This window comes from Pseudomonas sp., assembly GCF_035554175.1.
Taxonomy (GTDB): Bacteria; Pseudomonadota; Gammaproteobacteria; order Pseudomonadales; family Pseudomonadaceae; genus Aquipseudomonas.
Genome location: NZ_DATMIV010000045.1, coordinates 66,592 through 88,530, shown reverse-complemented (window position 1 = coordinate 88,530; position 21,939 = coordinate 66,592). Strand labels below are relative to the sequence as shown.

The window sequence follows — 21,939 nt, the reverse complement described above, 5'->3', positions numbered from 1 at the left end:
AAGCATCTGATTTTACTCAAGGGATAGAACTGTCATGGATTACCGCGATTACGTACGGCCGAAATTCGTTGAACTGATGCAGGCCCTGGGCCTGGAATGCCAGTTTCACAGAGCGTTGGGCAGCAAGCTGTTTTACCGCGACCGGCAGGGCAGCGAAGTGACCGTAACCGACTTCCTCGGCGGTTATGGCGCAGCGTTGTACGGCCACAATGATCCGCAGTTTGTCGAACAACTCGTCGACCTGTTGCGCGCCGATGTGCCATTCAACGCGCAAATGTCGGTGCGCGGCGCGGCCGGCCAGTTGGGGCGTGAACTCAGTGAAGCGTTCAACCGTGAGCTGAACAACAGCGAGCGCTACATCTCGACCTTTTCCAACAGTGGTGCCGAGTCGGTAGAGATTGCCGTCAAGCACGCCGAATACCGTCGTCAGAAAAACCTGCAGAAGCAATTCGACGAGCGAGATTTTGCCCTCGCCAATCTTGTTGCCAGCGACAAGGCGTACGTCGAACTGGATATGGACGACCTCGATTTGCCATCCGGTCTGCTGCCGCAAAACCTGTCCTGCGTGACCGTGCGCCAAGTGGCGGAGGCGGTACGTCAGCACAACCTTGAGCTGTTGCATGTCGAGCCGGTTTTCCTGGCTGTGCGCGGGAGCTTCCACGGCAAACTGGTGAACACTGTTCAACTGACGTACGGCAAGCAGTACCGTAAACCGTTCGCCCGTTTTGGCCTCAACGTCGAGTTCATCGACCCGCAGCAGCCCCAGCAATTGCAGGATCTGCCGGCCCGTCATGTGCATCACTGGCTGAGCCTGGAGTGGAGTGGCGAAACCCTGCAGGTGCGCCGTGAAGCGTTCAGCGCGATCACTGCAGTATTGCTTGAGCCGATTCAGGGCGAAGGTGGCATCAACGAATTTGCCGGCGAGTTCTATCTGGGCCTGCGGCGCCTGTGCAACGAGCAGCAATGCCCGCTGATCATCGATGAAGTGCAGTCCGGTTTCGGCCGCACCGGTACCTTGCTCGGCGCCAGTCATTTCAATCTGCAGGGCGATTACTACTGCCTGTCGAAAGCGCTGGGCGGCGGCTTGATGAAAATCGCCGCGACCGTGATCCGCGCCAGTCATTACGAGAATGACTTCAGCTACATCCACAGTTCGACCTTCGCCGAAGACGATGCGTCCTGTCATATCGCCCTGGCGGCCTTGCGTCGATTGTTCGAGAACGACAGCGCGATGCTCAAGGACGTGAACAAGAAGGGCGAGTACCTCAAGTCTTCGCTGCTGGAACTCAAGGCGGCCTATCCGGACGTGATCGCCGACGTGCGCGGTCGTGGCTTGCTGCTGGGCTTCGAATTGCACGACCTGACCGGCACCAGTTCACTGGTTCAGGCATCGGCGCAGTACAACGATGCACTGGGCTACATCATTGCCGGTTACCTGTTGCAATTCGAATCCCTGCGTGTCGCGCCGTCGGGCAGCAATGCCAATGTGATCCGCCTGGAACCCCCGGTGTGCATCACCTTCGAAGAAATCGATGGCTTGATCGGCTCCCTGCAGAAGGTCTGCGACATGCTGCGTCGACGTGATGCCTTCCCGTTGGCGGCCGGTGTGTGTGCCGACAGCGTTGCACAGGTGCCGCCCCGCGAGGTCAGCTTCAAGGAGTATGAACACCGCCCAAAGTCTGACGAGAACGTGCGCGTGGTGGCGCGTGTGGCGTTCATCAACCATTTGATTGATTCGGACATGCTCAGCGACGTCGATCCTTCACTGTCGTCCTTGAGCGCCGAGCAGAAGCGCGAATTCATCAAGCGCATGGCGCCTGAGCGCCGTGCCGCGCCGATCGGCCCGGTACAGATTCGCTCGAAACTGGGCACTGCCGTGGAATTCACCCTGTACCCGCTGTGCATGGATTCCGATGCCATGGCGGCGTATATCGCCAGTGGCGATCTGCAAACCATCCGCGAAGAGGTCGGTAATCGCATCAAGGATGCCCGCGCCGATGGCTACACCGTCGCCGGGCTGGGCATGTACACCTCGATCGTCACCAACAACTGCCAGGCGTTGCAGATCCCCGACATGGCGCTGACTTCCGGCAATGCGCTGACCATCGGCATGGGGCTGGAGGCCATCGAGCAGGGCTGCAGGCAGCAAGGCCTGGAACTCGGCGAGCAGAGCGCCGCCGTGGTCGGTGCGGCCGGCAACATTGCCTCGACCTATGCTTCGCTATTGTCGACCAGCGTCGAGCATCTGATTCTCATCGGCAGCGGCCGTGACGGTTCCCTGCGCCGCCTGGAAAAAACCGCTCAACAGATTTATGCCGAAGCCGCCCGCGCGATTATCAAGGGGGTTGCCGAACACGACCGTCTCGCCCGTCGCTTGCAGCAGATTGACGGTATCGAGGCGCTGTTGCAGGCCCATGGCAACGATGCCGATCTGGGGCAGCATGTGGCAAAACTGGTCGAAGAGCGTCTGGGCGCGAACGCATTCATCACGGTCAGCAACGATCTTGAAGTGTTGAAACAGGCGCGCATCGTGCTCTGCGCGGCGAATGCACCGCAGGCGTTTCTCGGTGCCGACCACTTTGCCGAACGCAGCGTGATCTGCGACATCGCCGTACCGCTGAACGTCGACCAGAACCTCGCCAGCCAACGCTGCGACGTGCTCTACATGCACGGCGGCATCGTGCAGACGCCGCTCGGCGATGGCCTGGAAAAAAACGTCAGGGCCTATCTCAAGCAAGGTCAGTTGTACGCCTGCATGGCCGAATCGGTGTTGATGGGCCTGTCCGGTATGAAACAGCACTACTCCTACGGCGACATCAGCCGCGAACAAGTGCAGCAGATTCGTGCCCTGGCTGCGACCCACGGCTTCAGCCTCGCGCAGTTCAAAACCGACAACTCGCTCTAAGGAACGGTCATGCCGAATAAATTAGCAGTGGTGACCGGTGGCAGTCGTGGCATCGGTCGGGCAATCGTCCTGGCACTGGCTGGAGCCGGATATCAGATCGCATTCAGTTATGTGCGCGATGAAGTCGCGGCGATGGCCTTGCGTGACCAGGTTCAGGCGTCGGGGAACGATTGCCTGGCGTTGCAGTGCGACGTCAGCAGCGGCGACAGCATCAAGGGGTTTTTCGAGCGGATCGATGAGCATTTCCAGCGTGTCGACCTGTTGGTCAACAACGCCGGCATCACCCGCGACGGCTTGCTGGCGACGATGTCGGCGCGCGACCTGGTCGAGGTGATCCAGACCAACCTGATCGGCACGATGCTGTGCTGCCAGCAGGTGGTGCCGGGCATGCTGCGCCAGCGCAGCGGTTGCATCGTCAACATCAGTTCGGTGGCGGCGCAGAAGCCGGGTAAAGGGCAAAGCAACTATGCCGCCGCCAAGGGCGGTGTCGAGTCATTGACCCGTGCTTTGGCGGTCGAGCTGGCGCCGCGCAACATCCGGGTCAACGCGGTCGCTCCGGGTATCGTCAAGACCGAAATGAGTACCGCGCTGATCGGCACTCAGGAGGAAGAACTCCAGTCCCGTCTGCTGATCAAGCGCTACGCCGAACCGGAGGAAATTGCCGAAGCGGTGCTGTACCTCGCCGATCGCGGTTTGTACCTGACCGGGGAGGTCCTGCCGGTCAACGGCGGGTTGAAAATGCCATGAGCCGGACCATTCTGATCACCGGTGCGGCGAAAGGTATCGGTCGCGCGGTCGCCGAGGATTTCGCCACCGATGCCGGCAGCCGCCTGATCCTGCTGGATCTCGATCTGGCAGAGCTGCAACGCTGGGTTGACGAGCGACAGGAGCAGATCAGGGCGCGGGTCGAAACCCATGCGGCGAACATCGCCGACCTGCCGGCCATGGAAGCCTTGTTCAAGACCCTTGGTTCGCAGGTCGAATACGTGGATGTGCTGGTCAACAGCGCCGGCATCTGCAACGAGAACGAACCGGAGGATCTGCACAACTGGCACAAGGTGATTTCGGTCAACCTCAACGGCACGTTCTACGTGACTTCGCTGTGTCTGGCGCTGATGCCCGATCGTGGGCGGATCATCAACATGTCATCGATCCTCGGTCGCGCCGGTAAGGTGCGCAACACCGCGTACTGTGCCTCCAAGCACGGCATTGTCGGCATGACCAAGGCGCTGGCGCTGGATCTCGCTTCGCGCCAGATCACCGTCAACGCGATCCTGCCGGCGTGGATCGATACGCCGATGTTGCAGGGTGAACTGGCGACACAAGCGGCGATAGCCGGGTTGACCCAGGAGCAGATCGTGCGCAACGCGAAGAAGAAACTGCCGATGCGCCGTTTCATCCAGAGTGAAGAAGTGGCGGCGATGGTACGTTATCTGGCCAGCCCGGAAGCCGGCGGAGTGACCGCCCAGAGTCTGGTGATTGATGGCGGTGTCGGGTTGGGAATGTAACGATGCCTCGATTTCACAACACTCGCATCGTTTGTGCGGTCTGGGCATGCATGGCTGCGCCCGCCGCACTGGCTGAATTCACCGTCGCGGATCTCAAGCCCGATTACGCCGACGGTGAAGTCGGCCTGGCCACCGCCGTACGCCTGCACGGCGACGATCCGATCACGCAGAAAGCCGTGTATTTCAAGGCCAGCCTAGAAGACAACTGGGACGGCGGCTATTACAGGGCCAAGGGGCGCGTGCGTTATGACGCGCGCTATGACGGCAACAATCCGTACAGCGAGCGGGCGCGGGACAAGTACCGGTTCGATGCCGATTGGCGGCACCTCTACGTCGGTCATTCACTGGGGGACGGCGAAGTGACGGCTGGCTGGCAACAAGTGGTCTGGGGGCGCGCGGATGAATTGCGCGTGCTCGATCAGATCAACCCACTGGATTATCGCGATGGTCTGACGCCGCTGCTCGAAGACAGCCGCATCGCCGTGCCCATGGTGCGTTTTGCGCAACCGGTGGGCGAGTGGGAACTGGAGGCGCTGTGGATCACTGATTTCGTGAAAAACCAGGCACCGGTCGAGGGCAGTGAATTTGCCGCGCCGCTGTTTGCCGCGCCGGATCCGCAATATTTCCTGCTCGATTCCAGGCCCGGCTACGACGGCGACAAGGGCTACTCCTATGGCTTGAGTGCCAACGGCCGGATCGGCGCGGTGGACACGAGTTTCGTCGCCTTGAGCGCCCGCCAGCAGGACCCGGTATACGCCGTCGAGGGCTTGGCCGACGACGGTCGCACGCGGCTTGAGCGGCAGTTTCCCCGTTACACCATGGGCGGCGCCGGGCTGGCGATCGATGCCGGACACAGCATCGTGGTACGCAGTGAAATTGCGTATTTCGACAACTGGCGGGTGACCAATCCGACCCGTCTCCATGGTGCCGACAGTACGCCAATGGTCAAATCGTTGCTGGGCGTCGACTACCTGCTGCGCGACTGGCTGATTTCCGCGCAATGGCAGGAGCAGATGCTGCTCGACTGGCAGGACGGCATGTTGCAGGACAAGCACGAGCCGTTGTTCACCCTGTCGGCCGAAGGCACCCATTGGCAGGATCGGCTCAAGAGTCGTCTGGTGGTCGCCGGCTCACCGCCGTTTCAGGACGACGCCTTGCTGCAAGGCATCTTCACCTACAAGCCGGTGGACTACATCAAGCTCGGGCTGGAAGTGGACGTGTTTTTCGGCAAGCCCGAGAAGACCTTCGGCGAGTACAGCAAGCGCGATCAAGTGCGGCTGTCGGCCGGCTACCTGTTCTGACCCATCACGCCTGCCGCCCGGGTGCGCAGGCACATTCATCCAACGAAAAGGAAGTTGTCATGTTGCCGTTTTTCAAAAGTCTGACCGCCGCCGCTCTGATCCTTGGCAGCGCTTGTGCCAGTGCCGCAGAGGCTGGCAATGCCGATGAGATCATCCGTCAGGTGCGCGATCGCAACGACGGAAACAGTTTCATGTCCCAGGTCTCGCTGATCCTGCATGACAAAAAGGGCAATACCCGCGTTCGCGAGTTCACCTACCTGCAGAAGGATTACCCGGACAGCGACAAGTTCAGCATGTACTTTTCCGCGCCGACCGATGTGCGCGACGTCGCCTTCCACATTGAAAACCCGCACGAAACCCTCGGCCAGGAAGACAGCCAGTGGATGTACCTGCCGGTCAGTCGTCAGACCCGACGCATCTCCACCACCGATAAACGCGGCTCGTTCATGGGCAGTGAGTACTCGTATGCCGATCTGGACAAGATCCGGGTCAAGGATTACTCGCAGAAACTGGTAGGCGAAGAACAGATCAAGGGCCGCGACTGTTACGTCATCGAGCGTGAACCGGCATCCCCCGAGGTGTTGGCCAAGACCGGTTACAACAAACTCAAAGTGTGGATCGACAAGCAGAATTTCCTCGTCATGCGTCAGGATTTCTTCGACGTCAAAGGCGTGCTGACCAAGCAGATGCGCACGCAGAAAGTCGAGACCATCGACTCGATCGACAGCATCGTGCTCAGCGAAACCGAACACTTCATTGACGGTACGCGCTCGGAGATGCGCTTCAACCGGTTGCAGTACAACGTCTCTCTGGAAGACCGCCTGTTTACCCAGACTGCCATCAAGCGCGGGCTGAAAACCGGTGACCTGCCGGAATTTGCCGTGTCTGCCCGCTAAGCGCCGACTCCGACCACCTGGAACCTGTGATCATGGAAAGATATCTGAATTTCGTCGAGCGCTACGCGCGGGCGATTGTTTTCCTGCTGGTGGCGATCACCGCGTATTTCACCTATACGCTGGGCGCGCTGGTGTCCGACACCAACCCTTACCTGCTCAAGGAAAACCATCCGGCGCGCAAGACCATAATCGACTTGCAGGGCGAGTTCACCGGCACCTTCGACTCGGTGATGGTGGCGCTGAACAACCCGCAAACGGTGTTCAACAAATCCACGCTCAACGCCCTGTTTTCAATGTCGCAGTCAGTGCGCAAGATGATTCTGGCCAACGATGCCGACAAGGAACAGTTGGCGCAGATCGTGGCCCGGCATCCGGACGACAGCCGTGCGCAGTTGTTGACCCGAGATATTCTCGAGGGTGGTTTTTCGCAGAACGATTACGCCAATGCCAAGGCATTGCGTGATCATGCCCAGAGTCAGCGCTGGGATGCCCATGATCAATTGTTCCTGACCTTCCTGGCCGAGCGGATCAACCCGATTCGTGAAATGGCCTCGATGGGCGATCTGGAAAACATCGTCCTGACTGACGACGGCGAGCTGTTGATTCACAAAACCCTCAATGCCTATGACATGGACCCGGCGCTGGTCGAGTCGCAGATCATGGGCAACGAGTTGATGGTCGACGGGGTCGTGTCAAAGGACAAGAAGGTTGCGATGCTGGTGGCCGAGCTCGGCACCAAGCAGGACGATGCTCAGGCTCAACTGCGGGCTTATCAGATCGTACGCGGCATCGTTGCGCAGTATCAGGCCGAGCACCCGGAGTACCAGGATGAGATCTTCATTGCCGGCATGCCGATCTTCATTGCCGCGCAACAGGAAATCATCGATCACGACCTGGCCGTGTTGTTTCCGATCGTGTTTTTGCTGATCACGCTGCTACTGATTTTCTTCTTCCGCAAACCGCTGGGCGTGCTGCTGCCGCTGTTCAATATTCTCTTCTGCACCATCTGGACCTTGGGACTGATGGCGTTGTTGCAGGTGCCGTTCGACCTGCTGACCAGCGTCTTGCCCGTGTTCCTGTTCACTATTTGCTGCTCGGATGCCATCCATGTAATGGCTGAATATTACGAGCAGAAAAGTGCCGGCAAGAGTAATCGCGAGGCCAACCGCGAAACCCAGCGCTTGATGGTGGTGCCGGTGGTGTTGACGACCGTGACGACCATCGCCACGTTCATGATTTCCACCACCAACAACATTGTCAGCATCCGTAATTTCGGTGTGTTCATGTCCATTGGCCTGACGGCGGCGCTGATCATTTCGCTGTTGCTGATTCCGGCTTGGATCTCGATATGGGGCAAGGATCAGCCGGCGAAGGCCAAGGCTGTTGTGCATCAGGAATCGATCATTTCGCGTTATCTGGTTGCGTTCTGCGCCTGGATGATCCGCTTTCGCAAGCCGGTCCTGATGGTCATTCTGCCGCTGCTGGCGCTGGCTACGGTGTACACGTTCCGCGTCGACATCGAAGACTCAGGCATCGCCTATTTCAAGCCTGAGAGCCACATTCGGGTGTCCGATCAGTTCATCAACCACGCGAAAGTGGCGGGCACCGCACCGGGCTGGATCGCCATCGACAGCAAGGAGCCGCGCGGCGTGCTGACCACGGAAGTGGTGCAGTTCATCGACAAGCTTGACCACTTCATCAAGGCACAACCGAACGTCAGTTATGGCTATTCCCTGGCCACTTATGTCAAGCGCATGAACCTGGTGCTCAACGACATGAATCCCGAGTATCTGCGCGTGCCGAACGCCGTGGAGAAAGTCACCTCGGTCAATGACGACGGGCAGCTTGAGCGCTTTGACGTGCCGGGCAATTCGCTGATCGAGCAACACGTGATGCTGTTCGAGAATGGTGGCGGTTCTGACCTGAACAACGTGCTCAACAGCGATTTTTCCAAGGCCCTTACCCTGTACACCATGACCTCGTCGGTGGCCAGCGACTATCAGGCCATGCTCGACCGCCTCGACGCCTGGCTGCTGGTCAACAAACCGGCCAACCTAGAGGTGACCCACGCCGGTACGCCGTTGATCTGGACCGGAGTGTTGCAGGAAATCACTCAGGGCCAGGTACTGAGTTTTTCCCTCGCCTTGCTGGTTGTCACGCTGATGATGATGTACTGGCTAAAATCGGTGCGCCTCGGTGTGCTCGGCATGTTGACCTTGCTGACTACGTCGGTGACGGTGTACGGCTTCATGTTCCTGTTCGGCATCGAATTGAATATTGGTACGACGCTGGTGACTTTCCTCGTCGTCGGAGTGGTCGACTACGCCGTTCACCTGCTGTCGCGCATCAAGTTGCTGGTGCAACAGGGTATTGAGATCGACGCGGCTATTTTGCAGGCGATGCACAGCGTCGGCCGCTCGACCGTGATCAACGTGGTGATCTTCTCCGTAGGCTTCATGGCGCTGCTGTTTTCCGACTTCAAACCGATTGTCGATCTGGGTGCGTTGGTGGCGATGGCGCTGTTTTCCAGTGGGGTCATGACCATTGTGCTGGTGACGCTGGTCTCACCGTGGTTCTTTGCGGCGATTGTGCCGGTACATGCGCCGGTTCAAGCGCTGCACTCAGAGGGAGAGCCGGTGCCGGGCTGATTTGCCAACGACCGGACGTGCCAGCCCTGAGACGGCAGGCGAGTCCGGACATGCGGCGCAACAGGGTTTTCAGTTCAGTGTATTGACCGGGTTTTTTTCGCCATAACGGGCGACGCGTTCGAACTGACATTCCTGGCGGGCATCATTGAGGTTGTTTTCGAACGCCTCAAGGCCGTCATGCAATTGCTGCAAATCGCCGATCTGGGTGACCAGTTCGGCTTTTTTTTCGGAAATGGCTCGTTGCGCCATGTCCCACGGGAATTCGTCGCCGCGGTAGTTGTTGAGGATCACCTGAAGCTCTTTGAGCTTGAAGCCCAGTTGCTGGGCGCACTTGATGAACGTCAACACCTCGACGCTTTGCTGGCTGTAGATGCGGTATTTGCCTTCGCGCCTGGGTTCGGGCAACAGGCCGATTTCTTCGTAATGGCGAATGCTTTTGACAGTGGTGCCCGACAGCTGGGCGGCTTTGCCGATATACATAAAGGTCCGTCTCAATGATCAAACATAGCGTTGCGCGATCAGGCGTCATGCCGGATCGGTGGCGATTATATGTCCAATAACATCTGAAAATTGCAACTGCGCGTAAATCACGTGCACAGGCGACGGACGGGCTCCTGGAGCGAACCCGAAGAAATACTGACGGCGGCGGTGTGCGCCGTCAGGGTAGGGCAACTGACAAAGCTCAGCCGGCGGCGGTCGCTCGCGCCTTTTTCAGCCAGGCATCGCGCTGGTCTGGCCTGGAGCCGAGGATCGGTCCGAAGGTCAGCGTCTTCAATGGTTTGATGCCGCAGAATTCCAGCGTGGTCTTGCGCATCTGATGCAGCCCCGGCATGCCATAGACCCATTTGTAATACCAGTACGGCGTATCCATGGTCACCAATAAATGCGCGGTGCGGCCTTTGAGCAGCTTGTCCGGAAAGGCTTTGCCTTCACGATATTTGAAGGCGAACCCCGGCAGGAAGATCCGGTCGACAAAGCCTTTGAGCAGTGCCGGAATCCCGCCCCACCAGATCGGATAGACGAACGTCAGGTGTTCGGCCCAAGTGATATCGGCCTGCGCTTGCAGCAGATCCGGCTCCAGTGGCTGCACCTTGTTGTAGCCTTCGTGCAGGACCGGGTCGAACTCAAGCATATCCAGACGCAGCAGCCGGACGTCATGCCCGGCGTCCCTGGCGGCCTGAACGTAAGACTCACTCAATGCTCCGCAAAAACTCTCTGTGCAAGGGTGACCCAGAATCACGAGCATTCGTTTGCTCATTGCGTGTACTCCTGAAATGAAGCCCACAGGATAGAGTCTGCCCCTAGCGGTAGAGTCAAGGCATCAGTGCATCGAGCAAGGCACGGACGTAACCGGGCAGGTGCGCGAAATCCCGCGCGCACAACTGCAATGTGCGGTTCGCCCAGATGTCGTCGAGCGGACGGTAGATCAGCCCATGCAGAGGGGCCGAACGCTCGACGGCAACCTTTGGCACGATCGTCAGACCCGCGCCACGAGCGACCATGCGCATCACACCGTCAAAGCCATCGGTACGAATGCGAATCGCCATGCGCTGGCCGATGTGCAGGGCCTGCTCCTCCAGATGAATGGCCAGTGCACTGTTGGTGCCCAGTGCCACGTAGTCATGCGCCAGGGTTTCACTAAAGGTCAGTGATGTCCGGCTCGCCAGGGGGTGGCCCGGGGGCAGAACCAGCACCAGAGGATCATCGCGAAATGCGCGGGTCTGCAAGCCACTGGTATCGACCGCGTCGGAAACAATGCCCAGATCCGCTGCGCCTTCACGCAAGGCATGAGTGATCCGCGCGCTGGGCAGTTCCTGTAAATCGATGTCGAGATTGGGATGACTGCGCAGGAAATCCGCGAGCACTTCCGGCAGGTATTCGGTGATCGCCGTGGTGTTGCACAGCAGGCGCACCTGGCCTTTCACGCCTTGGGCATATTCGGCGAGCTCCTGCTGCAGACGTTCGGCCTGTTGCAGCAGGATGCGCGCATGGCGGGCGAGGGCATTGCCGGCGGGCGTCGGAGTGACGCCGCGGCGCCCGCGTTCGAGGAATTCGCTGCCCAGCGAGGCCTCCATGGCACGGATTCTGGCGCTGGCGGCGGCCAGGGACAAGTGGCTGCGCGCGGCGCCAGCGGTGATGTTGCCGGCGTCGAGAATGTGCAGGTAGAGGCGCAGGTCGGTGAGGTCGAAGTGCATGGGGTTTGCCTCTGGTTTGTGGTGACTGGGCTGGCGCTTTCGCGAGCAGGCTCGCTCCCACAGGGACTTATGTATACCCAACATCCAATGTGGGAGCGAGCCTGCTCGCGAAGAGGCCAGATGCCTCAAAGCCAATGTCTGCCTCTTGCGAACGAAGAGGCAGCCTCAGTATATGGCAGATTTTCACCCGCCCCGGATCAGCGCACATTACCCCAATGCACACGCTAACCGACTTCTACCAAACCCTCGGCGTAACCCTGTCTTTACTGGTCGTCGCCACTTTCCTCCTCGCCGGTCTGACCAAAGGCGTCATCGGCCTCGGCCTGCCCACCGTCGCCATGGGCCTGCTCGGTCTGGCTATGGCTCCGGCGCAGGCAGCCGCGCTGTTGATTATCCCGGCGACCCTGACCAATCTCTGGCAACTGGCCTTCGGCGGTCATCTGCAAGGGTTGAGCAAACGCCTCTGGCCATTGCTGCTGCTGATCCTCCTCGGCACTGGTGGCGGCACAATCTGGATCGGCATGTCCGGCGGTCACTGGGTCGTTCGCGGACTGGGCGCTGCGCTGTTGCTGTATGCATTGAGCGGACTGTTTCTACCTACGCTGCACGTCAACCCGCGTCATGAACGGTGGCTCGGCCCGTTGTGCGGCCTGATCACCGGCGTCATCACCTCAGCCACCGGCGTGTTCGTGATTCCGGCGGTGCCCTACCTGCAAGCCTTGGGGCTGAGCCGCGATGAATTGGTGCAGGCGCTCGGTCTGTCGTTCACCGTCTCGACCCTGGCGCTGGCGGGGGGGCTGTTGTGGCACGGCGAACTGGGCGGCGGCGAATTGAGCGCCTCGCTGCTGGCGCTGATCCCGGCCATGCTCGGCATGTGGCTCGGCCAATGGCTGCGCCAGCGCATCAGTGCCGCGCTGTTCAAGCGCGTGTTCTTTATCGGTCTGGGCGCGCTCGGCGGCCATTTGCTGATCAGCGGCTAGCCGAGGATTCGCTGAGCATGTCGATCGGACGGATATCGAAATCCCGCTCCAGATAGTCCATGCGCCTGGCGAAGAATTCCTTCATGTGCGGCAATGCCGAATGCACATCCAGATGCGCCTGGCTTGCCCAGATCTCGTAAAAGATAAACAGCGTCGGATCTTCCTTGTCGCGCAGCATGTGGTACTCGATGCAGCCCGGTTCGGCGCGGCTCGGTTCGACATAGGCGCGGAACAGCGCTTCGAACTCGGCGGCTTTTTCCGGGCGGGTCTTGGCGTGCAGGATGAAACCCTGACGTTCACTCATCACAACTTCCTCGAATCAAGAAAGCTGCGAATGTTACGGCAACAATTGGCTATCGATTCGTGCGTTTTGGTCAATTGTATTTTGCGCCGACGTGGCTGTTTCCGCGCGAGGCCGATCGTTAATCTGCCGGCCATTGCATTTTCCGTTTATATCCAGCCCAAGGGCTGCACCGAGGTTTTCCGATGAAAAAAGTCCTTTTGCTCAATGGCGGTAAAAAATTCGCCCACTCCGACGGTCGCTACAACACCACCCTGCACGAGACCGCGCTGAGCGTGCTCGATCGCGGCGGGGTCGACGTCAAGACCACCTTCATCGACGAGGGCTACGACGTCGCCGAAGAGGTGGCCAAGTTTCTCTGGGCCGACGTGATCATTTATCAAATGCCGGGCTGGTGGATGGGCGCGCCGTGGACGGTGAAAAAGTACATCGACGAAGTCTTCACCGAAGGTCACGGCAGCCTCTACGCCAGCGACGGTCGCACCCGTTCCGACGCCTCGCAGAAGTACGGCAGCGGCGGTTTGATTCAGGGCAAGCAATACATGCTCTCGCTGACCTGGAACGCGCCGCAGCAGGCGTTCGATGACCCGAGCGATTTCTTCGAAGCCAAGGGCGTGGACGCGGTGTACTTCCCTTTCCACAAGGCCAACGAGTTTCTTGGCATGACCGCGTTGCCGACCTTCCTCTGCGTGGACGTGATGAAGCGTCCGAACATCGAGAATGATGTGGTGCGCTACGAGCAGCATCTGACCGAGGTGTTTGGTCTCAAGGCTTGAGGCTTTCAGGCTAATATCGGGGTCACAGCAGAAGATCGCAGCCTTCGGCAGCTCCTACGGGGGCATGGCGACTGGCTGTGATCGGCGATTCCAGCGAGGACACCCGTGAAAGCCAGATCCGATGAGTTGCAGATTTTCGTCTGTGTGATCGAGTGCGGTTCGATTTCCGCTGCCGCCGAGCAGGTCGGGCAAACGCCCTCGGCGGTGAGCCGCACGCTGTCGAAGCTCGAAGCCAAGCTCGACACCACGCTGATCAACCGCACCACGCGGCGCATGGACCTGACCGAGGAGGGCAAGTATTTCTTTGAACAGGCCAAGCTGATTCTCGATCAGATGGAGCAACTTGAGGAACGCCTTTCCTCGCGCCAGCAAACCCCGTCCGGGCGCTTGCGAATCAACGCCGCGTCGCCGTTCATGCTCCACGCGGTCGTTCCCTACATCGACGAATTCCGCCGTCTGTACCCGGACATTCAGCTCGAACTCAACAGCAACGACCTGATCATTGACCTGCTCGAACAAAGCACCGACATCGCCATTCGCATCGGCACCCTCGCCGATTCGACGCTGCACGCGCGTTCGCTCGGCTGCAGTCCGTTGTTGATTGTCGCCAGCCCGGCCTATCTGAAAAAGCACGGCGCGCCACGACAGGTCGCGGACTTGAGCGAACACACGCTGCTCGGCTTCACCCAGAACGAAGGCCTCAACCAATGGCCGCTGCGCTATGTGCATGGCGACCGCTGGCCCATCACTCCGGCGATCAGCGCCTCCAGCGGCGAGACCGTGCGGCACCTGGCGCTGGAAGGGCAGGGCATTGCCTGTCTGTCGCACTTCATGACCATCGACGACATTCGCGCCGGACGCCTGAAAGTCCTGCTCGGCGAATTCAACAGCGGTTACCGCCAGCCGATCAACGCGGTGTATTACCGCAACTCGCAACTGGCGTTGCGCATCCAGTGCTTCCTCGACTTCATTCAGGGCAAACTCGCCGCCTACGCGAGCGCCGAGTTCACGGGCTGAATCGCGTTTCCTGCGCAACAGTGAATTGGCGTTTGACGAGCACAGGTTGATTGCATCCCTGGCAGAGGAATGCGACCAACCTGTGAAACAACGGGGGTTATTCAGCCGGAAAAGTGCCTGGCGCGTGTACTCGAAGGGTGGCGTCCAAAGGGCGACAAGCCAGTGGCCACGGCCACATTTTTCGGAATGATCCCGGTGCAATTGCCGCAGGCCGGGAAGTTCTGACTGCCAGGTACGGTCAATTTCTGCACGTAAAGGACAGTGTTGAACATTGCTCGCTGAAACGTGACTTCATCAAAGTTGCCATTTTCTTTTTTCTGCAGTTCGCTGGCGACATGATTGATAGCCTGCACATCTGCGTGAAGCCCGGCGACCCCTGCGCGTATCGGGATAACCGGGTTAGCCTCGATGTGAGCCTCGATCAACTTTCTGGTTCTCGCATGCAATGGCGTTGCGCTGAAGTTTTTATAAGCGCTTTCTACAGCATCCAGAAACACTTTCATGTTGGTTACCGAGTACGTGCCCAGGTCGCTCGGTGCGAGTAACTCGTTTTCCGCAAATGGTGCACTGATTGCCCGGCCACTCTGCACGCGTTTTCTGACGGCATTGAAACTCGGAATGCCGTTAGTCGTGTAGTCGGTTTCATTCACCGTGATACCGGGAAAAGGGTTCTTGCCACTGGGACTGCCAGGCAGATTGAAGAATGAGCCAATCAGCGGCGACGCCGGATCGTCTGCCTGGGCGTAGGCTGCGTGTGCCGTGCGGTTCTTTACACCTCTGGGTATGTCCTTGGGACTGGAGGGCGCCGGTTTTTGCGCGCTGTCAGTGCTTTGAGCGGCCGATTGGTTCAGATCACCGGTTGAGCGCGAATGGGTTATTGCGCCCTTCAGGTATTCGCCGGTTTTGGTCGAAAACGTTGAATAGGCTCGGCTTTTGAAGTGTGCATTCGGGGCACGCTGGATTGCGCTATCAGCGATATCGACAAAGTTCAGCGCTTCGAATTTCTGCAGACCGCCCTGATCGCTGTATCTGATCGGGTTGTTGCCCACCATGCAAAACAGGTTCAAACCGTCGACGGTTCCCGCCGGATCGGCGCTGATCCAGCGTTGCAGCCACGGGGCGTAATAGCGCTGTCCGTAGTAGTACAGACCGCTGCTGTCGCGTTCCTTGCCCGAGTAGCGCACCGTTGTGTATTGCGCCTCGATGACTGATCGCGCTGCGCTCCAGGCCGTGCCCCCAAAGGGATAGTAAGCTTCCTGGCTGATCAGACTTGCGTCGTCATCAAGCTCCAGCATGTACGATCCACAAGGATCCTCCAGGCTATAGCGCATTTGCTGGCCGGGGCTCATGCCTGCGGGTTTGCCTTCGGCCCAGTGCAGATAGCGGATGCTGCATCGGCCGGCCTGCATCGTAATGACCTCCAGGCGCTGCCTGTTTTGCGCACGCAATTCCAGCCCCGGCAAGTAGACCACCTCATCGCGATGAACAACTGTCCCGCCGTGATACGTGCGGCATTTGCGCACGCGCTGACCGCTGCCGTCATACGTGTAAAGTTCTTCGTCATCGATACCGTTTTTACGGCTGACCAGCGTCACGCCAGCCAGTTGGCCCAAGGCATTCCATTGCAGTGGCTGACCGGGCTGCAAGCTCAGCAGATTCCCTCGGATATCCGTGCCCATGGCTGTGTCGGTGACGGCGTGGCCCTGGTTCCATGAAACAAGACGATTGCTGTCATCGGCAATATTCAGATTTCTCGTGTATTGGTTGCCGTCGCGAACATGGCGCAGCGTGGTCAGATTACCGCCAGTGTCATAGGCAAAATGCTGCGTGTAATTGAACAACTCTCCGGCCGGGATCGCCATGCTGGCGGCAGGCGCCAGTTTTGCCTGGGTGATGGCTGCCTGCGACTCGCGGCCAGTTGCGCTGATCAATTGGTAGAGGCTGTCATAGGTAAAACGGCTGATGGCCTGTACCTGCTGGTTGTTCGCATAGCTGTCGGGCTGGGCCTTGTCGGTAATCGACAAGACGTTGCCCACCGCGTCGAAGGTGTACTGCAAGTCCTGCAGGACGCGGGCGCCCTTCGCGGCACTCAGCGCGCAGAGGCGACCGCTGGCCGAGTCGTATCTGGCGCGGTTGGTCACACCGTTTGCGGCCCGTTGGCTCTGGATCTGCCCAAATGCGTTGTACTCGATGTCGCTGATGATCACGCGTTCGGCGGACTGGCCAGCGATCTTCAGAAGTAGCGTTTTCAACTGCCCGGCGACATTGAATGTGTAGCGCTGGGTATGGCCTGCCGCATCGGTTTGCTCCAGCATTGCGCCACTCGCGTCATACCGCCAGTGGGTGGTATGGCGCCGGGCTTCAAGCAGGGCGTCGCGTGTCTCTACAGCGTCTGGCCAGTCTGGCAGCTGTGAATCGAGGAGTAAGCGGCGTGTCTGGCTGGACGGTTCTCCACACAGCGCATAGGCATCGTTCGACAGCGTGCCGGCGCTGTCATCGTGACGCACCAGTCTGGCGCAGCAATTGCGTTGTGCAGAGTTGGCCGAGTTGTCGCCGTAGGTAAAACGCTCGGCAACGCGCATGGGCTGATCCGGCGACTGGGCATCGATGCGCACCGGACGTAGCTGGCGATCGTATTCCATGTTCCAGAGGTTGCCGTGCTGGTCCCAACGCCTGCCAATCTGGCCGGTGGCCATTGCCAGTGCCAGACTCCATCCGGAATCGACACAGGCAACGCCCAACGGGGTGCCCGACAGCGTGTAGTACATCCTGCGATTCGGGGTCCGTTTTCGTGCCCCTTGTCTGGGATCCCGCTGCTCGACCAGATGTCCGGCACTGTCGTAGGTGTTCCGGGTGACCCGAGCGGTCGCAGGTATCGCCGATTCGCTGCTGCGGTAATAAGCGATGTGTCGCACCACCAGGCCTCGACTGTCGACGGCACTGACGTTGGGGGTCTTGTTGTGCAGGCGTGCGCTCATGCTTGCACTCCTTGCGAGGTTGCGGACAGCGCTTCTTCAAGGGTGTCGTTTTCGTCTTCCATGACTGAGTACCAAGGGTGATAGCGCTGGCGACGCAGATATGAAATCGTGCCCTGTCTCGCCAGAACCGTTTCGGTGGGTCTGCCCAGCGCGTCGTAATGCTGAAGGTCGTGATGATCCAGCGTGCGCATGGACGTGTCGTTGATGTAGCCATGATGATTGGCGAAGTACGGTCGGTAGATCCGGATCGGCAGGCCCTGAGTGTTGTATTCCTTCCGGCCCGTGACGCACCAGCGCGTGGTGGTGAAGCCTTCGCGTGCCACATGGTTGTCAAGGACGAGACTGCTGTCTTCCACGAGGTATGCCAGACCCGGCTCGACCTTTTGTTTGCTTTGCAACTCCCGCCCGAAGCCATCCAGACAACTGAGGGAAATACGGATCTGCTGCTGATCGCCGGGATAACGGTCTGCGCTCAACAAGGCTGTGTGCACGGGCTCGCGACGCGTCTGCGCAATCAGTGCTGCGAGCCGTTGCGCATCCTCGCTCAACCGAGCGCCACTGGCCGCGAGTTCGCGGGCGCGTGCGCAAATGTGGCCGTCGGGTAACAGCAGACCCTGCGCTACGCAGCGCATCAGCCATTCACCGTCGCGCCGTGCATCCGCTTCAATGCGGCCCATCCAGCTGAACACATCGTACGCCGCGATACTCGCTACCTTCTGCAATGCGCCTTGCGGATCTGCAATTGCGCCCGCCGGTGTCAGAGCATCCGGTCGCCGGTAGCTGCTCAGCCCGGCGAATCCGACCGGTCGGCCCTGTTCGGTTCCATGCACACTGCTGGCCAATACCTCGCCGAAACGGTTCACAAGCACTTCATTGATGTTGCCATTGGCGTCGGTAATCTGCGTTGGCGCCATCACCCGGTAGTCGTATTTGCACCGGGTGGTACAGCCGTCCTCCTGGCGAATGGCGATGACACAGCAGTGATACGCATCATGCTCGATGGTCACCGGCCCCTGGTGTGCGGTGGTCTGCTGCGATTTGACTTTATGGAAGCCTTTGCCCGAAGCCACGCTCACGAAGCCGCTCTTGACCGACCAGAAGCTGTGTTGCGCGTCGGGGTCGAGCCAGTCAGTCATGCGCTCATAGCCAAAGCGTGTGAGCAATGTGTCGTCGGGCCGAAGCTCGGGCGCCAGAGTGTCGAAGGCACGCAATGACGTCTGGTCAAGTTCGGCCGTTTCAAGATAGGCGCCGATGCCGGCCACTTCAGCCACACCGTCGGGCAATACGTGGCCGCTGCGGGCATTCTGGTAGCGTTGTACCGACAACCCGGTGAGCACGCCTTTCTTCGCAACGCCAGAATCGACAAGCCATTTGGCAAACGCTTCGTAGCTGATCTCGCTCGGACTCAATCCATCGACTGCCGGTGACTTGCCCGCTTCGTATGCCTGGCTGCGCTGGCGCCAGGGCAGGCCGAGACGCCAACCCGCATCGTGGGTGAGATGAATGTATCGGGCGCTGTTCTCGCTGATGTAGAAACGCTGTTGCGCTGGGTCGTGGGCGTCTTTCCACCAGGCGTTTTCATCGGTTTGGTCGAAGGGCGCGGTGTCATTGGCGCTCAGGCGACGGGCGTAATGGATCTGGAAACTCTGCTCTACGGCGCCGAACCGGTCGCGGCGGGCATTGATCGTGTGCAGGCATTGCGGATCTGCAACGAAGCCGTCGTAGCTGTAATTGATCGATTCAAGTTCCAGCGGCAGTACGCGGATGTGGCCTCGCGCAACCTGCTGCGGGGTCAGCAGGCGCACGTGATAACGGTGTTCTTCTACCTGCAGCAGCTTGCGCAGTTTCGTTGTGGGGCCGAGCTCGAAAACCTCGCGCCGTAGCAAGCGCCCGCACAGGGCTCTGGCAATCGCCCGGCTGGTGGCCTCATCGGTCGCTTCGACGGCGATGTCTTCGCTGTTCTGATACCGACTCACATAGACCTTGCCCAAGGGCAATGCATGTTTGTCGGATGTGTCATAACCCAGGCGGGATGGCTCGCCTGGCTGGCCGGTATGAAACCACTGGCGGGTCCTGCTCGGTGGCATGAGGTCGGCGCTGGACAAGCGCTCGCTGCTGGTTTCGATCAGCAGCCCGAAGCCTCGCAGTTGCCGCTCCCTGCTGTCGTAATAGCCCTGGCGATAACTGAATCGTCGCGTCAGCCGATTCCCGGTGATTTCGTCCCGTTGCGTCTGGCTTCTGACCAGATGCAAGGCGAAGGGCAAATGGCAGGCCAGATCGACTTTCTTTTCCTTCAAGCGCTCGGCTTTCTCGTCCAGCCACTCCTGCGCGGAGCTGCGATAAGCAATGCTCGTAGACTGGCCCATGTTGTTGTTCGATGCGGTCAGCAGGTAGGGCTTGTGCCGGACGAAGTCATAGCGCCAGTGTTGTGGCGACTGTCGGGGCGAATGGATTATCAGGCTGGAGCAGCCCAGTCCCCGGGTATCGATCACATCGACACGGCACAGGTCGTCGAAGCGCCATGTGTCGGGCCAGGCCAATGTCATGGGTGAGTCGAAGCCGTGGCCGGCACGATTGAGGAAGATCAGTGCGTGTTCTGCCGTCAGGTAAATCAGGTCGGCCGCGCCCGAACCGTCGAGATCCGCCAGACGGATGCGCGAGGCATCGAAGGTTTCGGGCGCAAGACCGGGCCAACTCAAAGCCCGCCCCTGGCCAAAACGCCCACGGCCGAGGTTTGGCCACACTTTGATCTCATCGTGACGGATGCGCACCAGATGCTGCTGGCCGCTACCCAGCAGGTCACTGAAGGCGACCAGCTCGCGCTTCGAATCGCTGAAGAGCGGAAGATTGTCTTCGTCAGCTGCGCGGGCGACTTCATGGGCTGCGGCGAACCCGTCCCGACGCTGGTTGGCGTACAGCCGAATGCTGCGTGGCCCGATCAGTGCAAGATCGGCAAGACCTTCGCCGATCAGATCAGCCTGATGCGCTTTATCGTTGAAGAAATCCAGAGGTAATGCAGTGAACGTGCTGAAGTCGCTCCACGAGCGATTCGGTGTCATGGAAAAAAAGCCGCTCATGGCCGGTTGCGCAATGATCCAGTCCAGACGGCCGTCGCCGGTCAGGTCGCTCAGCGCTTGCCGGGACGCACTGTTGAGCATTGGCATGGCGGGCAGAAGCTGCCCGTCGCCGTAGACAACGCTGTCAGTGTTCCGCTCGCCCCGCAGCGGCTCGCGATAGCGCCAATGGTCATGCTGCTGATAGAGCAGCCCCGGCAAGCCCTCGCCATACAGATCGACCCACTCCATGCGGTGGCCGGCGACTTTGGGCATCTGGTTGAAGCCAGCCCAGGCGCAAGCCGACGGTTGCAGCGTAAATTCACTGTAGGTGAACTCCACAGGCGGATGGCTTTCGGGCTCGGGCGATTCGTCGAATGCTTGCTCATGAGCCGCCGACAGCAAATGATATCCCGCCTCCGTCTGCCGATAATCGAGCAGCAGGCGTCTGACCAGCTGCGCAGTCTCTCCCAGTTCGGTGGGGAACCAATGGAACATCAGAATCTGCCGACACAGGCGCGTTGTGCGCAACTCGAAGCCGTAGGCGTAATTGAGAACCTCATCGTCGCGATTGGCTGCGCGGTCGGACACGTACGCGGGTTTTTGCCGATATCCGGTGGCGCGTCCGCCGTAGTCCAGGATCAGCTCAAAATGCCAGCGCACGGATTCCAGACGCTTCGGCCGCCACAGATACAGATGTTGCTGGGCTTTTTCGTTGCCATAGCACACACGGCTCAGATAACGCTGTGCCGTGGTTTCTCCACCCTCCATGTCGGCTTGATATTCGTAGAGAATATGCTCGCCTGAAGTATTGACGCTTTCCTGCAGCAGCCATTCACCGACGCGCTGCGGATTGGCAGGATCAGCCCGTCGTGCGCTGGCCTGACGGCCAAACAGATGCAGGGTGCCATCAGCGCCATGGACCAGCCAGAAACCGGCGCGGTCATCGTCGGCAGACCAATGTTCAACCCGGTCGAAAGTGCTTTCCACACGGGCGTGATAGCGCGTGACCGTGTAGGTTTTTTTCAGCTCGAGACCGTTGAACTTGTCCTGCTGGCTCGCCTGCGCCGGATACCATTCGACGCCGTCAGGGCCGGCGATTTCGTCTTCGCTGGTGTAAGTCGGCACGCCTTTACCGGTCACCCGCGTCACTGCCGGTGTCGGCAGGCTCCAGCCGATACCGAACACACCGTTACCTGCCGAACTCGAATAACCCAGGGTCAGGGCCGGGTCGAAACCGCGCCCCGGCGAAATCGGCATCGCCAGCTGAAAACTGCAAGCGCCGGTCGGCCCTACCGGCCCCCAGCCTTTACCCACGCTCTGGATGGCGCCACCACCCTTGGGCAGCGCGGGAATATTGATGGACATGGACTCCGGGCGA

The 21,939-nt window shown here is 59.7% G+C and carries 15 protein-coding genes; 9 read left to right on the top strand and 6 right to left on the bottom strand.

Annotated elements, in window-relative coordinates; translation table 11 throughout:
• The first annotated feature begins 34 nt into the window (after positions 1-34).
• The 6 genes from VNV36_RS19905 to VNV36_RS19880 are packed head-to-tail and all read left to right on the top strand — an operon-like array spanning position 35 to position 9,258.
• Positions 35-2,905: an aminotransferase class III-fold pyridoxal phosphate-dependent enzyme gene (locus VNV36_RS19905; RefSeq protein WP_325719745.1), complete on the top strand. Its 2,871-nt coding sequence runs from the start codon at positions 35-37 to the stop codon at positions 2,903-2,905.
• 9 nt (positions 2,906-2,914) lie between these two features.
• The gene (locus VNV36_RS19900) at positions 2,915-3,652 is read left to right on the top strand and encodes a 3-oxoacyl-ACP reductase family protein (protein WP_325719743.1); all 738 of its coding nucleotides are present in this window, start codon (positions 2,915-2,917) and stop codon (positions 3,650-3,652) included.
• On the top strand, positions 3,649-4,413 hold the full coding sequence (locus VNV36_RS19895) for an SDR family NAD(P)-dependent oxidoreductase (protein WP_325719740.1): 765 nt from the start codon (positions 3,649-3,651) through the stop codon (positions 4,411-4,413). Before VNV36_RS19900 ends, VNV36_RS19895 begins: the two co-directional genes overlap by 4 nt.
• A 2-nt stretch (positions 4,414-4,415) precedes the next feature.
• Positions 4,416-5,714 carry a DUF1302 domain-containing protein gene (locus VNV36_RS19890; protein WP_325719738.1) on the top strand — a complete coding sequence of 433 codons (1,299 nt, stop codon included), beginning with the start codon at positions 4,416-4,418 and terminating at the stop codon, positions 5,712-5,714.
• Positions 5,715-5,773: 59 nt separating this feature from the next.
• Positions 5,774-6,610 carry an outer membrane lipoprotein-sorting protein gene (locus VNV36_RS19885; RefSeq protein WP_325719736.1) on the top strand — a complete coding sequence of 279 codons (837 nt, stop codon included), beginning with the start codon at positions 5,774-5,776 and terminating at the stop codon, positions 6,608-6,610.
• A gap of 32 nt (positions 6,611-6,642) precedes the next feature.
• Positions 6,643-9,258, top strand: a complete 2,616-nt coding sequence (locus tag VNV36_RS19880; protein ID WP_325719734.1) for an efflux RND transporter permease subunit — start codon at positions 6,643-6,645, stop codon at positions 9,256-9,258.
• A gap of 69 nt (positions 9,259-9,327) precedes the next feature.
• Here the strand turns inward: VNV36_RS19880 and VNV36_RS19875 are convergent, their stop codons facing one another.
• The 3 genes from VNV36_RS19875 to VNV36_RS19865 all read right to left on the bottom strand — a co-directional run bounded on the left by VNV36_RS19875 (position 9,328) and on the right by VNV36_RS19865 (position 11,453).
• A complete protein-coding gene (locus VNV36_RS19875; RefSeq protein ID WP_325719732.1) occupies positions 9,328-9,738 on the bottom strand; it encodes a MerR family transcriptional regulator in 411 nt (136 codons plus the stop codon).
• 202 nt (positions 9,739-9,940) lie between these two features.
• Complete coding sequence (locus tag VNV36_RS19870; RefSeq protein WP_325719730.1) at positions 9,941-10,516, bottom strand: NAD(P)H-dependent oxidoreductase; 576 nt, start codon at positions 10,514-10,516, stop codon at positions 9,941-9,943.
• Between the two features lie 55 nt (positions 10,517-10,571).
• Positions 10,572-11,453: a LysR substrate-binding domain-containing protein gene (locus VNV36_RS19865; protein ID WP_325719728.1), complete on the bottom strand. Its 882-nt coding sequence runs from the start codon at positions 11,451-11,453 to the stop codon at positions 10,572-10,574.
• A gap of 215 nt (positions 11,454-11,668) precedes the next feature.
• On the opposite strand from VNV36_RS19865, the gene VNV36_RS19860 reads away from it, so the two are divergent.
• Entirely contained in the window at positions 11,669-12,433 is a 765-nt protein-coding gene (locus VNV36_RS19860; RefSeq protein WP_325719727.1) for a sulfite exporter TauE/SafE family protein, read from the top strand.
• On the opposite strand, the gene VNV36_RS19855 is transcribed toward VNV36_RS19860, so the two are convergent.
• Positions 12,423-12,737: a putative quinol monooxygenase gene (locus VNV36_RS19855; RefSeq protein WP_325719725.1), complete on the bottom strand. Its 315-nt coding sequence runs from the start codon at positions 12,735-12,737 to the stop codon at positions 12,423-12,425. The genes VNV36_RS19860 and VNV36_RS19855 overlap by 11 nt on opposite strands.
• A 182-nt stretch (positions 12,738-12,919) precedes the next feature.
• Between VNV36_RS19855 and mdaB the strand changes: the two genes are divergently transcribed.
• Together mdaB and VNV36_RS19845 are read left to right on the top strand one after the other, a co-directional pair.
• A complete protein-coding gene (mdaB, locus tag VNV36_RS19850; RefSeq protein WP_325719723.1) occupies positions 12,920-13,510 on the top strand; it encodes an NADPH:quinone oxidoreductase MdaB in 591 nt (196 codons plus the stop codon).
• 105 nt (positions 13,511-13,615) lie between these two features.
• Positions 13,616-14,527: a LysR substrate-binding domain-containing protein gene (locus tag VNV36_RS19845; protein ID WP_325719721.1), complete on the top strand. Its 912-nt coding sequence runs from the start codon at positions 13,616-13,618 to the stop codon at positions 14,525-14,527.
• A 101-nt stretch (positions 14,528-14,628) separates the two neighbouring features.
• Here VNV36_RS19845 and VNV36_RS19840 read toward each other — a convergent pair whose 3' ends face one another.
• Together VNV36_RS19840 and VNV36_RS19835 are read right to left on the bottom strand one after the other, a co-directional pair.
• Entirely contained in the window at positions 14,629-17,505 is a 2,877-nt protein-coding gene (locus tag VNV36_RS19840) for an RHS repeat-associated core domain-containing protein (RefSeq protein WP_325719719.1), read from the bottom strand.
• Positions 17,502-21,926: a SpvB/TcaC N-terminal domain-containing protein gene (locus VNV36_RS19835; protein WP_325719717.1), complete on the bottom strand. Its 4,425-nt coding sequence runs from the start codon at positions 21,924-21,926 to the stop codon at positions 17,502-17,504. Before VNV36_RS19835 ends, VNV36_RS19840 begins: the two co-directional genes overlap by 4 nt.
• Positions 21,927-21,939: the final 13 nt, after the last annotated feature.